Origin of the sequence: Bordetella genomosp. 7, from assembly GCF_002261415.1 — a bacterium.
Classification (GTDB): Bacteria; Pseudomonadota; Gammaproteobacteria; order Burkholderiales; family Burkholderiaceae_B; genus Bordetella_A.
In genome coordinates, this window is sequence record NZ_NEVI01000015.1 from 73,978 (window position 1) to 87,716 (window position 13,739).

Annotated in this window: 16 protein-coding genes; 10 read left to right on the forward strand and 6 right to left on the reverse strand. The window is 64.8% G+C overall.

What is annotated here, in order from left to right; all coding sequences use genetic code 11:
* Nucleotides 1–12: 12 nt before the first annotated feature.
* Both CAL18_RS09540 and CAL18_RS09545 read left to right on the forward strand, forming a co-directional pair.
* Entirely contained in the window at nt 13–492 is a 480-nt protein-coding gene (locus tag CAL18_RS09540) for a VOC family protein (RefSeq protein WP_026638155.1), read from the forward strand.
* A gap of 46 nt (nt 493–538) precedes the next feature.
* A complete protein-coding gene (locus CAL18_RS09545) occupies nt 539–1,270 on the forward strand; it encodes an endonuclease (protein WP_026638156.1) in 732 nt (243 codons plus the stop codon).
* Nucleotides 1,271–1,315: 45 nt separating this feature from the next.
* Here the strand turns inward: CAL18_RS09545 and CAL18_RS19680 are convergent, their stop codons facing one another.
* The 3 genes from CAL18_RS19680 to CAL18_RS09555 all read right to left on the reverse strand — a co-directional run bounded on the left by CAL18_RS19680 (nt 1,316) and on the right by CAL18_RS09555 (nt 3,648).
* On the reverse strand, nt 1,316–1,486 hold the full coding sequence (locus CAL18_RS19680) for a hypothetical protein (protein ID WP_170940311.1): 171 nt from the start codon (nt 1,484–1,486) through the stop codon (nt 1,316–1,318).
* Nucleotides 1,487–1,500: 14 nt separating this feature from the next.
* Nucleotides 1,501–2,586: a YeeE/YedE family protein gene (locus CAL18_RS09550; RefSeq protein ID WP_094817744.1), complete on the reverse strand. Its 1,086-nt coding sequence runs from the start codon at nt 2,584–2,586 to the stop codon at nt 1,501–1,503.
* Between the two features lie 120 nt (nt 2,587–2,706).
* A complete protein-coding gene (locus CAL18_RS09555) occupies nt 2,707–3,648 on the reverse strand; it encodes a sulfurtransferase (protein ID WP_094817745.1) in 942 nt (313 codons plus the stop codon).
* Nucleotides 3,649–3,898: 250 nt separating this feature from the next.
* Between CAL18_RS09555 and CAL18_RS09560 the strand changes: the two genes are divergently transcribed.
* Nucleotides 3,899–4,687, forward strand: a complete 789-nt coding sequence (locus CAL18_RS09560; RefSeq protein WP_026638159.1) for a YggS family pyridoxal phosphate-dependent enzyme — start codon at nt 3,899–3,901, stop codon at nt 4,685–4,687.
* Entirely contained in the window at nt 4,684–5,520 is an 837-nt protein-coding gene (gene pdxK / locus CAL18_RS09565) for a pyridoxine/pyridoxal/pyridoxamine kinase (protein WP_038851888.1), read from the forward strand. The genes CAL18_RS09560 and pdxK overlap by 4 nt, the downstream gene beginning before the upstream one ends.
* Nucleotides 5,521–5,556: 36 nt before the next feature.
* Here pdxK and CAL18_RS09570 read toward each other — a convergent pair whose 3' ends face one another.
* Entirely contained in the window at nt 5,557–5,757 is a 201-nt protein-coding gene (locus CAL18_RS09570; RefSeq protein ID WP_026638160.1) for a hypothetical protein, read from the reverse strand.
* Between the two features lie 509 nt (nt 5,758–6,266).
* Here CAL18_RS09570 and CAL18_RS09575 point away from each other — a divergent pair.
* The 3 genes from CAL18_RS09575 (at nt 6,267) to CAL18_RS09585 (ending at nt 9,043) form a co-directional block, all read left to right on the forward strand.
* A complete protein-coding gene (locus tag CAL18_RS09575) occupies nt 6,267–8,141 on the forward strand; it encodes an ABC transporter ATP-binding protein (protein WP_038851889.1) in 1,875 nt (624 codons plus the stop codon).
* A gap of 74 nt (nt 8,142–8,215) precedes the next feature.
* Nucleotides 8,216–8,584 (forward strand): VOC family protein, encoded by a 369-nt coding sequence (locus CAL18_RS09580; RefSeq protein ID WP_026638161.1) that lies wholly within the window; start codon nt 8,216–8,218, stop codon nt 8,582–8,584.
* 126 nt (nt 8,585–8,710) lie between these two features.
* Nucleotides 8,711–9,043: a YegP family protein gene (locus CAL18_RS09585; protein WP_026638162.1), complete on the forward strand. Its 333-nt coding sequence runs from the start codon at nt 8,711–8,713 to the stop codon at nt 9,041–9,043.
* 55 nt (nt 9,044–9,098) lie between these two features.
* On the opposite strand, the gene CAL18_RS09590 is transcribed toward CAL18_RS09585, so the two are convergent.
* Both CAL18_RS09590 and CAL18_RS09595 read right to left on the reverse strand, forming a co-directional pair.
* Nucleotides 9,099–10,247 carry a mandelate racemase/muconate lactonizing enzyme family protein gene (locus CAL18_RS09590; protein ID WP_094796356.1) on the reverse strand — a complete coding sequence of 383 codons (1,149 nt, stop codon included), beginning with the start codon at nt 10,245–10,247 and terminating at the stop codon, nt 9,099–9,101.
* A gap of 10 nt (nt 10,248–10,257) precedes the next feature.
* Nucleotides 10,258–10,983, reverse strand: a complete 726-nt coding sequence (locus tag CAL18_RS09595; RefSeq protein ID WP_026638164.1) for a GntR family transcriptional regulator — start codon at nt 10,981–10,983, stop codon at nt 10,258–10,260.
* Between the two features lie 92 nt (nt 10,984–11,075).
* On the opposite strand from CAL18_RS09595, the gene CAL18_RS09600 reads away from it, so the two are divergent.
* From CAL18_RS09600 to CAL18_RS09610, 3 genes are read left to right on the forward strand one after another with little or no spacing between them, the layout of a single operon-like run.
* Nucleotides 11,076–11,846 carry an ABC transporter permease gene (locus tag CAL18_RS09600; RefSeq protein ID WP_026638165.1) on the forward strand — a complete coding sequence of 257 codons (771 nt, stop codon included), beginning with the start codon at nt 11,076–11,078 and terminating at the stop codon, nt 11,844–11,846.
* Nucleotides 11,846–12,661 (forward strand): ABC transporter ATP-binding protein, encoded by an 816-nt coding sequence (locus CAL18_RS09605; RefSeq protein ID WP_026638166.1) that lies wholly within the window; start codon nt 11,846–11,848, stop codon nt 12,659–12,661. The genes CAL18_RS09600 and CAL18_RS09605 overlap by 1 nt, the downstream gene beginning before the upstream one ends.
* Before the next feature lie 37 nt (nt 12,662–12,698).
* Nucleotides 12,699–13,703 carry an ABC transporter substrate-binding protein gene (locus tag CAL18_RS09610; protein WP_026638167.1) on the forward strand — a complete coding sequence of 335 codons (1,005 nt, stop codon included), beginning with the start codon at nt 12,699–12,701 and terminating at the stop codon, nt 13,701–13,703.
* Nucleotides 13,704–13,739: the final 36 nt, after the last annotated feature.

The window sequence follows — 13,739 nt, forward strand, 5'->3', positions numbered from 1 at the left end:
CTGGAGATCACCATGCCCAGCAAAAACACGATCTGCCTGTGGTACGACGGCGCGGCGCTGGACGCCGCGACCTTCTACGCCGCGACCTTTCCCCACAGCAGCGTAGACGCGGTCCTGCATGCGCCGGCCGACTATCCGGCCGGACGCGAAGGCGACGTGCTGACCGTCGAGTTCACGGTCATGGGTACGCCATGCCTGGGGTTGAACGGTGGGCCGGGCGTCAGCCATAACGAAGCGTTCTCGTTCCTGGTGTCTACCGAAGACCAGGCCGAGACCGATCGTCTGTGGAACGCCATAGTGGGCAATGGCGGACGCGAGAACGCCTGCGGGTGGTGTCAGGACAAATGGGGCATATCGTGGCAGATTGCGCCCCGCGTGCTGCTGGACGCCATCAAAGACCCCGACCGCGCGGCCGCCCGGCGCGCGTTCCTGGCCATGATGGACATGACCAAGATCGACATCGCCGCCATCGAGGCCGCTCGGCGCGGCTGACGCGGCAAGGCGGCGCGCGCGGGCGCGTCCGGTACACTGCCGGCCTATGAAGTTGGCCGTACTATTGTTTTCCGCAACGTTTGCCGCATTCCCGCCGCCCAGCCAAGCCGCCGCCGAACTGGTAACCCGCGCTTCGGCAACGGGTCATCGCGACTATCAGCATGCCAAGCAAGTCCTGCCGCGCGTCCATGGCTCATCCGGCTCGACGTTCTATTGCGGCTGCCCCTATCGCGGCAAATCTATCGACCTGCGCGCGTGCGGCTACACCATACGCAAAGATGCCAGCCGCGCGCGGCGCGTGGAATGGGAGCACATCGTTCCGGCCTGGGCCATCGGCCACCAGCGGCAATGCTGGCAGCGCGGGGGACGCAAGCACTGCAGCGCCACCGATGCGGCCTTTCGCAAGGCCGAAGGCGATCTGCACAACCTGGTCCCGGCCATCGGCGAACTCAACAACGACCGCAGCAACTTCCGCTACACCGTGTGGGACAACCAGCCGCGTATGTACGGGCAATGCCAGATGGTGGTGGACTTCAAGGGGCGCCGGGCGCAGCCGCCGCAGCGCGCACGCGGCGCAATTGCGCGCGCGACCTTCTACATGGTGGAAACCTACCGCCTGAATCTCAGCGCACAGGAACGGCGCCTGTATTGCGTGTGGGCGCGCACCTACCCCGTTACCGAGCAAGAGCGCGTGCGCGACCGCAAGATCCAAGCGATACAGGGCAACAGCAACCGCTACGTGAGCGACCCGGGTGCCATAGCGGCGCAGTGCGGATAACGGCCGCGCGGGGCCCGTTGCAGGTACCCCGGGCCGCGCACGGCGCTAGAACGTCGAGGCGCAGTGTCCGCCTACGGGCGCCTGGCCCGATCCCGCCGCGATCAGCGGCGGCTCGTGGCGCACATTCACGGGGTCGGACACGGCCCAGTCCCAACTGAAGAAGGCGGCCAGCGCCAGCCAGAACCCCACGGCCAGCCACGATACTTTTTTCGTCATGATGCAGGCTCCGGTCAAAATGCGTAATGGCGGCGGATGCGCACACCGATCAGGGACCCGCAGAACGCCACCGGCACCCAGATCCAGCCGTGCAGGCTGCCGGTGGAAATGCCACTGACCATCGCGCCGATATTGCAGCCGAATGCAAGGCGCGAGCTGTATCCCAGCAGAAAGCCCGCGATGATGCCGACTACCCATTGCCGGGTTGTCAGCGGTGTGCGCTCGTCCGGCGAGGCTGACTTCCTGGCGGTAATGAACAGCGCGCCCGCGAGAATCCCGATATTTGTGATGGAAGTCACGTCCAGGAACACGGACTGCGACAGGTTCGACATGTTGACCGGCTGGCTCCAGAAGGGATTGGCGCCCGCGTCGAACAGACCCGCCGCGGTCGCGACCTTCGCGGCCCATAAACCGAAGCCGTAAACCACGCCCCACGGCTGGCCGGCGATCAGCAGATTCAGCATCGCCAGCACGGCCAGCAGGATGGCGCCGATGAGCAGGCGGCGGCTGAACCACTTGGCGCCCTTGCCTGCCCAGGCGCGGGCGGCGAGCCCCAGCAACAATAGTCCGGCCAGCGTCAGGCCAAAGGCCTGCCACGGACCGAAACTGGCCACCAGGCCCACCGGGCGCGTCGCGCCCAGCTGCAGCCACAGGTCAAGTTGGGCCGAACCCAGGAAACTGCCGATCGCGAAGACGGGCAGTATCACCATGTTCAACGGCACACCCATGCCGGCCTTGTACAGAGTGCCCGACCCGCAGCCGTCGGCCACTTGCATGGCTGCGCCGAATACAAAGGCGCCGATCAACAGGCTGACGCTGGGCGGCCCTAGCGCAGCGCCCAGGTCGGTGGGAAACATGGCCAGCAGGGGCATGGACATTGCCGCGGCAAGCGCCAGCAACAGCAGCTGCGCCATGACGCCGCTGGGGTCGCGCTGCTCGATCAGGCGGCGCCAGCCGGTGGTGAAGCCGAAGCGCGCGCCGGCAAGCACGGCGCCCATGCCGATGCCAACCAGAAAAAGCACCGCCTGCCGCAGCGATACGAACCAGGCCAGGGCCAGAAAAAAGGCGGCCAACAGGGCCGCTAGCGGGAATCGGGTCATGAAAGAGTGCTGCGTCGTCGCGTATTGGAATAATGGATAGGATTCAAGACGCCCCGGGCCGCAGGCGCGAGGCGCACGGCGCGGGGCGGGGCGCAATGCGCGCCCGCCATCGTCAGCGGATCAGCTGACCAGGTCTTTCAGGCTTTTCAGGATCTGCTGCCCACGGCTGGGCACGTTGTCCATGGGCAGCGCCTCCGGCGCCTGCGTCCATTCGGCCAGCGACGCAGGATAAAGCGTCACGTTCTTCTGCCCCACCACTTCCGACAGGGCAAACCAGTCGGTCGCGGCCCAATGCCCGGTGTTGCAGAACGAAATGGTCTCGTCGGCCGGATCGGGCAGCGATTGCGCGGCGATGGCCTTGGCTTCTTCCGCGGAAACGAAGATAGCGGTGCCGGGCTTGAACCATTTGCTGTGTTCAAGGTTGAGCGCCGAACGAATCGTGCCAGGCACCTTGGCTGTAGGCGCCTTCACTTCGCCGCGGAAGAAATTGGACGGCCGAGCGTCCACCAGTTGTACCCGCGGGTTGTCGATCTGGGCCAGCACATGTTCTTGCGTAGCGATCAACGATGTGTTGAGCGCCGGCTGGAAGCTGGTGGCGGCGACCGAGGGAACCGCCTGGTCCTGCGGCAGCCCGGCATCGGCCCAGGCCTTGGCGCCGCCGTTCAGGATCGACAGCTCGGACAGCCCCAGATATTTCAGGGTCCAGTACACCCGCGCGGCAGCGCCGAAATCGGTCTGGTCGGCCCCGGTGGACACGACGACCGTATGCACGTTCTTGTCGATGCCCAGATTGCGGACCAGATCGGCCAGCTTGTCGGTGGGGGGCAATTGGCCGGGACTATCGGCCGGCCCGCGCCACTGCGCGTACGGGGCGGAGACTGCCCCCGGGATGTGGTTGGCCGAATAGTCAGCCGCCGAGCGGATGTCGACAATACGCACGGTCGGCGACGTGCGCAGATCGTTCAGCTCTGCTGGTGTGAGCAAGGGTGCCGCGGCCTGGGCGCCAAAGGCGGCGCCGGCAGCCAGCGCAGCGGCGGCGAAGAGTCGGAAAAAGGGCTTCATAGGGGTCGCACCACGAAAGAAACTAGCCTGGACTGGATTCTTTCATTATTCATATATATAAGAAAATAATATTTAATCATTTTTATATATATAAAAGTACGTACCCCGGCGCCCTGGAAGGTGCCCACCTTTCAGCGGCGGGGCGGTGGCGCAATGCCGGCCTTCCTTGATGGAGCCGGCTCGACGGGCTGCCGCAACTGGGGCATGCTGATATCTCTTTGCGCCAGCCGCGCAACAATCGACCCACGCCATGAACCTGCATCACACTTCCGCTTATCCGAGCGCCGTCTCGCTGGCCGATTTCCGTCGCAACCTTGCGCGGGTACGCGACAACATCGCGGCCGCCTGCCAGCGCGCCGGGCGCGATCCGGCCGACGTGCGCCTGCTGCCCGTCAGTAAAACCGTGGACGAGGCGCGTATCCGCCTGGCCTACGCCGCGGGCTGCCACGAACTCGGCGAAAACAAGGTCCAGGAAGCGCACGCCAAATGGGAAGCCATGGCCGACCTGCCAGACCTGCGCTGGGCCGTCATCGGCCACCTGCAGACCAACAAGGCAAAGCTCGTGGCGCGTTTTGCCAGCGAGTTCCAGGCACTGGACAGCCTGCGCGTGGCCGAAGCGCTGGATCGCCGGCTCCAGGCCGAAGGGCGCGCGCTCGATGTCTACGTGCAGATCAATACATCGGGTGAAGCCAGCAAGTTCGGCCTGGCCCCCCAGGACGCCGCCGCGTTCGTGCGGCAATTGCCCGCCTACGCCAGCCTGCGGGTGCGCGGCTTGATGACCCTGGCCCTGTTCTCGCCCGACCCCGCCCTGGTTCGACCCTGCTTCGTGCGCCTGCGCGAACTGCGCGACCGGCTGCGCCAGGAGGCGCCCGCCGGCATCGACCTTGGCCAGCTGTCCATGGGCATGTCGGGCGACTACGAGCTGGCCATCGAAGAAGGCGCCACCACGGTGCGCGTCGGCCAGGCCATCTTCGGCGCGCGCGCCCTGCCCGACAGCCACTATTGGCCCGGTTTCGCAACGCCCGGCGCACAGCCATGAACCCCGCTGCGCCGCTGCGTCCGCTGCCCGTCGATGTGGTATCGATACAGTCGCAGGTCGTCTACGGTCACGTCGGCAATAACGCGGCGGTACCCACCCTGCAGGCCATGGGCATGCGCGTGGCGGCCGTGCCCACGGTCATCCTGAGCAACACGCCGCACTATCCCACCCTGCACGGCGGCGCGGTACCTGCCGACTGGTTCGCGGGGTACCTGCAAGACCTGCTCGCGCGCGACGTCCTGGCCCACGTTCGCGCAGTGCTGGTGGGCTTCCTGGGCGCCGCCGAGCAGACCGCCGTGCTCGCCGAATGGCTGGGGCAGGCGCTGCGTACCCGCCCCGCCCTGCGCGTGCATATCGACCCCGTCATGGGCGACTTCGACCACGGCGCATACACCGACCCCGCGCTTGCGCAGGCCTGGCGCTCGCTGCTGCCGCATGCCCACGGCCTGACGCCCAACCACTTCGAACTCGAGCAATTGGCTGGAGGCCCCCTGCACACGATGGACGACGTGCACAATGCCGCGTCCGGATTGCTGGGCCCGACCACGCAGTGGGTAGTGGTAACCAGCGCGGCGCCGCGCCAATGGCCGTCGGGCCAGATGCACGTGGCGCTGGTTACACGCGCCCAGCGGCGCGTGTACAGCCATGCACAGATTCCCTGCGCCGCAAAGGGTGTGGGCGACCTGTTCGCCGCGCGCCTGGCCGGACACCTGCTGACGGGCATGCCCGTCGAAACAGCCGTCGACCACGCATGCCGGCATGTCGTTGCAGTACTGCGCGACACGGCAGCCCGCGGCTGGCAAGAACTGGCATTGCCGCTCGGGCGGGCCTGACCGCACCCGTCTGTCGGCCGCGCAACACGGCTCTTGCTACGCAGGCAATTCGCTGCGAGCACGCTCGATCAGGATATCGGCCTGGCGCCGCACGTCGTCTTCCACGCGACGCAGCACCATCCATTCTTCATACCGCGCGGGCTCCAGCACGTTGTGCGCTTCGTAGAAGTCCATTACCGCGGTATGAGCCTCGTGCCACAGACGCATGGCGGCTTGCACATCGTTAATGTCGGTCATGGCGCACTCCTTATGTGGGCAACGAAGCCGCGGCTTCGCAAGTTGTGTACCCATGCTGCCGGCATTCAGCGTACAACGGTGGCGCGCCGCCGGCGCACAGAAAATTGCAACATCGTCGGCCGGACGTCATACACGACGGCATACAGGCTGCACGCGCGCGGACGCATCTACGGGATATTGCCAATGGCAATTCTGCCCTGATAAGATTCGCGCTCGGGCCGCATCCGGCTCACCTTTTTTCCGTTGTCTTTCCTTTCTTCCACCGGGAGGCGTTCGATGTCCGCAGTTCGTACCGCATCCCCCAGCGTGGCCGCGCAACGACACCATTAAGTCGTTGCTGGCGCTGGGCCGCCTGCTAGTCCTACCTGGCACGTAAGCCGCGCTTACGGCTGGCCCTCGCCTATCCCTCAGTCACTTCGTTCGTGCGCGCCGGCAATGCCGGCGCCGAACGGCCTGTTTCCTACGCTTTCCACCGGAGTCCTGGCGCCTGCGCGCCGGGCGCATGACAAATGGTTCGAAGAAAAATCGACTTTCGAGGACAAGCCTTCAAGGATGTCCTGGGCTTTACGTTCCGTCACTGGCGCGAGCAGCCGTGGCGCATCACGCTGACTATCCTGCTGGTGTTGCTTTCGGCGGTCGCCGACGTCCTGACCCCCATGTATGCCGGACGGTTGATCGATGCGGTCGCCTCGGGCGGCGGCGCGGGCGCGGCCTGGGATCGCGCCGCCACGGCGTTCTGGATATTGGCCGGGCTGGGGCTGGGCACTACGGTGTTATTGCAGCTGGTTTACTTCAACGTCATCGGCCTGACGCTGAAGATGATGAGCGCCGTGGCAGCGCGGGCATTTCATCGCGTGCAACGCCTGTCTACCGACTGGCATGCCAACAGCTTCGCAGGATCGACGGTGCGCAAGGTCACGCGCGGCATGTGGGCGCTGGACCTGCTCAACGACACGATACTGATCGCCTTGCTGCCATCCGTGGCCATGCTGGCGGGCGCCACGTTGGTGCTGGGCTGGCACTGGCCGGTGATGGGGGCGGTGGTCGGCCTGGGCTCGCTGACATATGTACTGGTCACTGCGGCCCTTTCTCTGGGTTTCGTCGCCCCGGCCGCGCGGCTGGGCAACGCATGGGACACGCGGCTGGGCGGAGCGTTGGCCGACGCCATTACGTGCAACGCAGTGGTCAAGGCCTTTGGCGCCGAGCATCGCGAAGAAGCGCGGCTGGGCACGGTGCTTGGCAAATGGCGCAACCGTACGCGCCGCGGCTGGGTGCGCGGATCCGTCAACGGCGGCGTGCAGGGCCTGATGCTGGCGGCCCTGCTGGTGGCCATCCTGGGCTCGTCGCTGCTGTTGTGGCGCCAGGGCCGGGCCAGCGTGGGCGACATTACGTTCGCGCTGACCATGTTCTTCATCCTGCAGGGATACCTGCGCGACATCGGCATGCACATCCGCAACTTGCAGCGGTCGGTAAACGACATGGAAGAACTGGTATGGCTTCATGCCCAGCCCCTGGGGGTGGCCGACGCGCCCGGCGCGCGGCCCATCGTCATTGAACGCGGCGACATCCGCTTCGAACACGTGGACTTTCGCTACGGCTCGCACCTGACCCCGCTATACGAAGGCCTGACGGCGCATATCGCGGCGGGCGAGCGCGTAGGGCTGGTGGGGCATTCGGGCTCGGGCAAGACCACTTTCATCAAGCTTCTTCAGCGGCTGTACGACATCAATGGCGGACGGATCATGATTGACGGCCAGAACATCGCGCAGGTCCAGCAGGCCTCGTTGCGCAGCCAGATCGCCATCGTGCAGCAGGAGCCGGTGCTGTTTCACCGCACGCTGGCCGAAAACATCGCCTACGCGCGGCCCGGCGCCACTCGTGCGGAAATCGAACGCGCGGCGCGCCTGGCCAGCGCGCACGACTTCATCATGGCGCTGCCCAAGGGCTACGAAACGCTGGTGGGCGAACGTGGCGTGAAATTGTCGGGCGGCGAACGCCAGCGCGTGGCGCTGGCGCGCGCCTTCCTGGCGGATGCGCCCATACTGATCCTGGATGAAGCAACCTCCAGCCTGGACAGCGAAAGCGAGCGCCTGATCCAGCAAGCCATGGAGCGCCTGATGGCCGGACGCACCACGCTGGTGGTCGCGCACCGCCTGTCTACCGTACGGGCAATGGACCGCCTGCTGGTATTCGATAAAGGCCGCATCGCCGAAACCGGCAGTCACGCAGAGTTGCTGCAGCGCGATGGCGGGCTCTACCGCCGCCTGCTGGAACTGCAGGCGCTGGACTACCGCGCCAGCGAAATCACTGATGACGCCACGCCGCCGCCAGCGGCCGCCGGCTGGGACGCCCCGCGCAATGCGGCCATGCCGGCCACCGGCTGAATAAATGGATATCCGAGTCGACGAATTCCCGGGGCTGCACGCCGATGCGGCGGCCCACTATTGCGGAGAAACGCATGATCGATCCCAACCTGATTATCTTGTATGTCGATAGCCCTGACCGCAGCGCGCGGTTCTACACCGAACTGCTGCACAAGCAGCCAGTGCTGGCCACCCCCAGCTTTGCGAAATTCAAACTCGACTCCGGCTTGATGCTGGGGCTATGGGCCCGCCAGACCGTCACGCCGCGCTCGATTTCCGCCGGTCGCGCGGGCGAACTGGCCATACCGGTGGCCGATCGCGAAGCCGTATTCGCATTGCATGCGGACTGGACCCGACGCGGCATTCCCATCGCCCTGCCACCTACGGAACTGGACATCGGCCACACCTTCGTGGGCCTGGACCCGGACGGCCATCGCCTGCGTGTCATCGCCCGAAAAGAATGACCTGCCGCCCCGCCGCACGTCCGCCAGCTAGGCAAAACCTGCCGCTTTACCTATGATCGGAAAGCTCGGCACGTCCGTGCCGGCGCGGCAGTTCCGTCGACAGGTTCAAATCCAAGGAGACCGATCATGGCAGGTTGGTTTGAATTAAAAAAAGCAAGCAACGGACAATTCCACTTCGTACTCAAGGCCGGCAACGGTGAACCCGTACTGTCCAGCGAGATGTACAACGCAAAGGCTTCGGCCGAAAACGGCATCGCTTCCGTACAGAAAAATAGCGGCGACGCGTCTCGCTATTCCCTGTCCACCGCATCAAACGGCAAGTTCTACTTCACGCTGCGCGCGGCCAATAACCAGGTCATCGGCAGCAGCCAGATGTACAGCTCCGAAGCCGCCCGCAGCGGCGGCATCGAGTCCGTGAAACAGAACGGCGCCACGCAAACCATCCGCGACCAGGCCTGATTCCCGGGCCGCCACGAGGCGGCCCGCCGATTGCCCTGCGCAACGAAGCGCGCCATCACCGTGCGCCGCAAATCGCCCGCAACTCCCGCAGATTTGGCTCCACCCCGATCCCCGCGGCCAGCCCCAGCCGCGCCACGCCATCTTCTAATTGCAATAACGGCGCACTGAGCAAACTGCGCAGCGGATTGTCATTGGAGTCGATCTCCAGCAGCCCGCCATGCCCCATGCCATCGACCGCCGCCAGCACGTGCGCCGACGCCATCAGCCCGATTCCCGCGCCCAGGTAATGCGGGCAATAGCGCAACCCGGCGGCGCGCACCGCACGTATCACCGGCAGGCAACCCGAAATGCCGCCCCATTTCGCCAGGTCGGGCTGCACCACACCCAGGAACCCGGCATCGATGGCGGCCTGGAACGTTCGCAGACCCTGATAATTTTCGCCAGCCGCCAGGGGCACCGGCGACACCCGCGCCAGCTCGCTCCACTGCTGCATGGGAGCATCCGCCCGCAAGGGCTCTTCCAGCCAGCCGATATCGAACTCGGCCAGCGCCGCCGCCATGTCCACGGCCTGTTGCGCATCCCATCCCTGATTGGCATCCACCATCAGGGGCACATCAGGCCCCAGCACCCGCCTGGCCTGCCGCACATTGCGCAGGTCGCGATCCTTGCCGAAGCCCAGCTTCAACTTGAATGCGCGAAACCCTTCGTCGAACTTCTGCTGCACCACGCGCTCCGGCTCGTCCGGGTTGATGCCGCTGGCGTAGACACTGACGCGGTCGCCCGTGCCGCCCAGGTATGCCCAGAGCGGCTGGCCGGCCCGGCGCGCGCACAAATCCCATAGGGCAAGGTCCACGCCGGCGATTACCTGCGCCATGGGACCGGGCTCGCCGGATTGCAGCGCCAGCACCTCGGTGGCCGCCGTCAGGTGGGCATAGGCATCTGCCGGCCCGGCGTATTCGCGGCCCAGCAGCAGTGGCCGCATCACCGTTTCGGCCAGGCGGGCGCGATGTTCGGCGCCGCACGCCGGGAAATTGCACCAGATCTCGCCCCAGCCGTGCGCTCCATCGCGGTCGCGCACGCGCACGAACACCGCGGGGCGGTCGTGCATCACGCCAAACGAAGTGCGCACGGGGTGTTCCACTGGATAGCGCAGCACATGCACGCTGAGATCGACCGGAAACAAGCTGGCGGTGGCGTCGCCCATGGCGCATCCTTCAGGGAATCAGGTTCATTTCAAGATGGATGAAGTCGCCCCGATAAGACACTTCGCTCAGGTAGACGACTTCGCCATGTATGTCGACAAATACGCGGCGCACTTCGGCAATGGGCGTGTTGACCGCCACTTGCAAGTGATGGGCAAGTTCGGCATCGGCCGTGCCTATGGTCAGCGACTGGCGCGCCTGGGCAATGTGCACGCCGGGCATGGATACCAGCAGCGGAATTACGGTTTCGTTGCGAAACCGCGCCGCGTCGCGCCGGAAGATGTGTTCCGCCAGGTAGATATTGATCACGCAATACGGCTGCCCACCCCGCTCGTGCAGGCGACGCATGTATACGTACTGCTCGGCCGCCGTGCCGTCTTGCGGCGTCAGCGGCGCGGAATGAATGGCTTCATCGATATTGATGATGAGCGGTTTGGTGTCGCGGTACACCTTGGCCAGCTCGGCCAGCGTGGTCTGCACGCGCAGCCAGCGGTCATTGGGCGGCAGGCCCGTGACGAACGTGCCCCGCCCCTGCTGGGGCGACACCAGCCGTTCGCGGGTCAGCACGTCGATGGCCTGGCGCACAGTGACCCGCGCCACGCCAAACTCGGCCACCAGCTCTTCCAGCGACGGCACCTTCTTGCCTTGTTCCCACACGCCCCGGGCGATGCGCTGACGCATCAGATCGGCCAACTGCAGATAGCGTGGAATGGGGCTTTCGTGGAAGTTGATAGCCATAAACAAATAGCCATATATTGTTTGCTGAACGTATGGTCTACAGTACGATTTGACCATTAAAAGGTCAAGCGCCATCGCCAGATGGAGGAGAGATGCCCCGAACCCGTTCGCTACCCAGACGCGCGGCGCTTATCGCCGCCCCATGGGTGTTGATTGTGCTTGCCTGGTACGGCGTACGCCTGAGCGGCCTGGTCAGCCCCGCGCTGGTGCCCAGCCCGCTGGACGTGCTGGACAATTTCGCCAACCTGATGCAAACGCGCCTGCCGCACGACATTCTGATGTCGACCCAGCGCGTGGTGCTGGGCGTCTTTCTCGGCATTGTGCTGGCCGTGCCGGTAGGGTTTCTGCTGGGGTGGTACAAAAGTGTGCGCAGCTTTGTCGACCCGGTCATCAACTTCTTCCGCGCCCTGCCCCCGATCGCGCTGATTCCTCTGGTGATCGTGTACTTCGGCATCGGCGAATCGGCAAAGATTGCCATCCTGTTCTATGCATCGTTTTTCGCCGGCGTCATCGTCATGTATGAAGGCATCGCGCAGATCAATCCGATATTCGTGCGCGTGTCGCGCACGCTGGGCGCAAGCGACGCCGAGATATTCCGCAGGGTCATCGTGCCGCTTACGGTGCCGCACATGCTGACGGCTCTTCGCGTTGCGCTCGGCGTTGCATGGGCCACGCTGGTGGCCTCGGAACTGATCGCCGCGCAACAGGGGCTCGGCGCATTGATCCAGGATGCGTCGTCATTCTTCCAGCTTGAAATCATCTACGTGGGCATCATCTGCATCGGCCTCATTGCGCTGATCATGGACCTGACACTGCGCGCGCTGACGCGCCGCCTGCTGGCCTGGCAGGAGCGTATTGCGTAATGACACGATCATCGAACGCCCGTATCAGTTTCCGCAACGTCTCGGTGGATTTCTCCACGGCCGATGGCCCGATGCGTGTCATCGATGGCATCGACTATGAAATCCGGCAAGGCGAGTTCGTGTCCGTCATAGGCCCCTCGGGCTGCGGCAAGACCACGCTGATGAATATCGTGGCGGGCTTTGTACAGCCCACGCACGGCGAAGTGCTGCTCGACGGCAAGCCCATTACGGGGCCGGGGCCCGACCGCGGCGTGATTTTCCAGGAATACGGCGTATTCCCGTGGCTGACCGTCAAAGAGAACATCGCCTTCGGACTGACGTTGCGCGCCAACCGGGTCGGTCGCGACGAACGCGAAGAAATCTGCCAGCGCTACATGGCGCTCATGGGGCTCGCCGACTTCGCCCAGCATTACCCGAAGCACCTGTCCGGCGGCATGCGGCAACGCCTGGCATTGGCGCGCGCCTACGCAGTGAAGCCCCAGTTCCTGCTGATGGACGAGCCGTTTGGCGCACTGGATGCGCAGACACGCTCGGCCATGCAGGACCTGCTCTTGCAGGTGTTGCTGGCCGAAGACAAGACGGTCCTGCTGATCACCCATTCGGTCGAGGAAGCCATTTATCTGTCATCGCGCATCGTCGTGGTGACGGCGCGGCCGGCGCGTATCCGCGCCGTGATAGACGTGCCCTTTGGCTATCCACGCGCCGAGAACGTGCATGAAGACCCGCGTTTCAGCGAACTGCGTTCGCAGATACGCAGCCTGGTCATGGAGGAATATGCCAGGCAGGCCAGCCAGGTCGTGCGCCTGGCTGATTAGATCGTCATCGCCTCATATCGAGGAAAGGAGCCCCACCATGAATCCGCAGCGCAGAACCCTATTGAAGACCAGCGCCCTGGCGGCGGCCATGACGGGCATAGGCATGCCTTTGCTGGCGCGGGCCGCAGAGAAGGTCAAGGTCGGCTATCTGCACACGCCCGCCGTGGACGGCCAGATCTGGACCGGCCTGGAAACCGGCGCATTCGCCGAACAGGGGCTGGACCTGCAGATGATCAAGTTCACGACTGGCCTGGAATTGTTCCAGGCCATGATAGGCGGCAGCCTGGATGTGCTGTCGACCGGCGCCGTGGTATCGAACTTTCCTGCGCGCGGCCAGGGCAAGGTGTTTCTGGTCAACAACGTCGAGTATGCCACCGCGCAACTGTGGGTGCGTGGCGATGCCGGCATCAGCAGCGCCGCCGACCTCAAGGGCCACAAGATATCCACGACTGCCGGCACCACCGCCCATGTGTTCCTGGACCGCGTCCTGCACGGAGCCGGGCTGCAGGAAGGCAAGGACGTGCAGATCGTCAACCAGCGCATGACAGAGGCCGTGACGTCGTTTATATCGGGCGCGGTGCCCGCGGTGGCACTGTGGGTGCCGTTTGATGTCACGGTGCGCCAGAAGGTCGAGGGCGCGCGCATGCTGGTCGATGCGTCGGCGTTCTATCCGCAGGCGGCCATCGTGGGCGGATGGGCGGCGCGCAATGACTACTACGACAAGAATCCCAAGCTGATCCAGGCGCTCATCAAGGGCTGGGTAAGCGCCAACGATTATCTGCTGTCCAATACCGACACGGCGGTTGCGACGCTGCAGAAGAAACACTATCCCGAAGTGCCGCTGCCCGAACTGCAGAACCAGTTCAAGGCTTCAAAGTACTTTACATCGGCAGAATGGCGCGCCAAGTACGCTGATGGCACGGTCACCAAATGGCTGCAGCAGGTAACGGATTTCTTCGTGCAGACCGCGAAAATCGCCAACCCCGTGCCCGCCAGCACCTATTTCGACCCCAAGCCCTATCTGGACATCGTCAAGGCCTGACGCCCGCAGCGGCGAGCCGGTGGGTCTCGCCTTGCG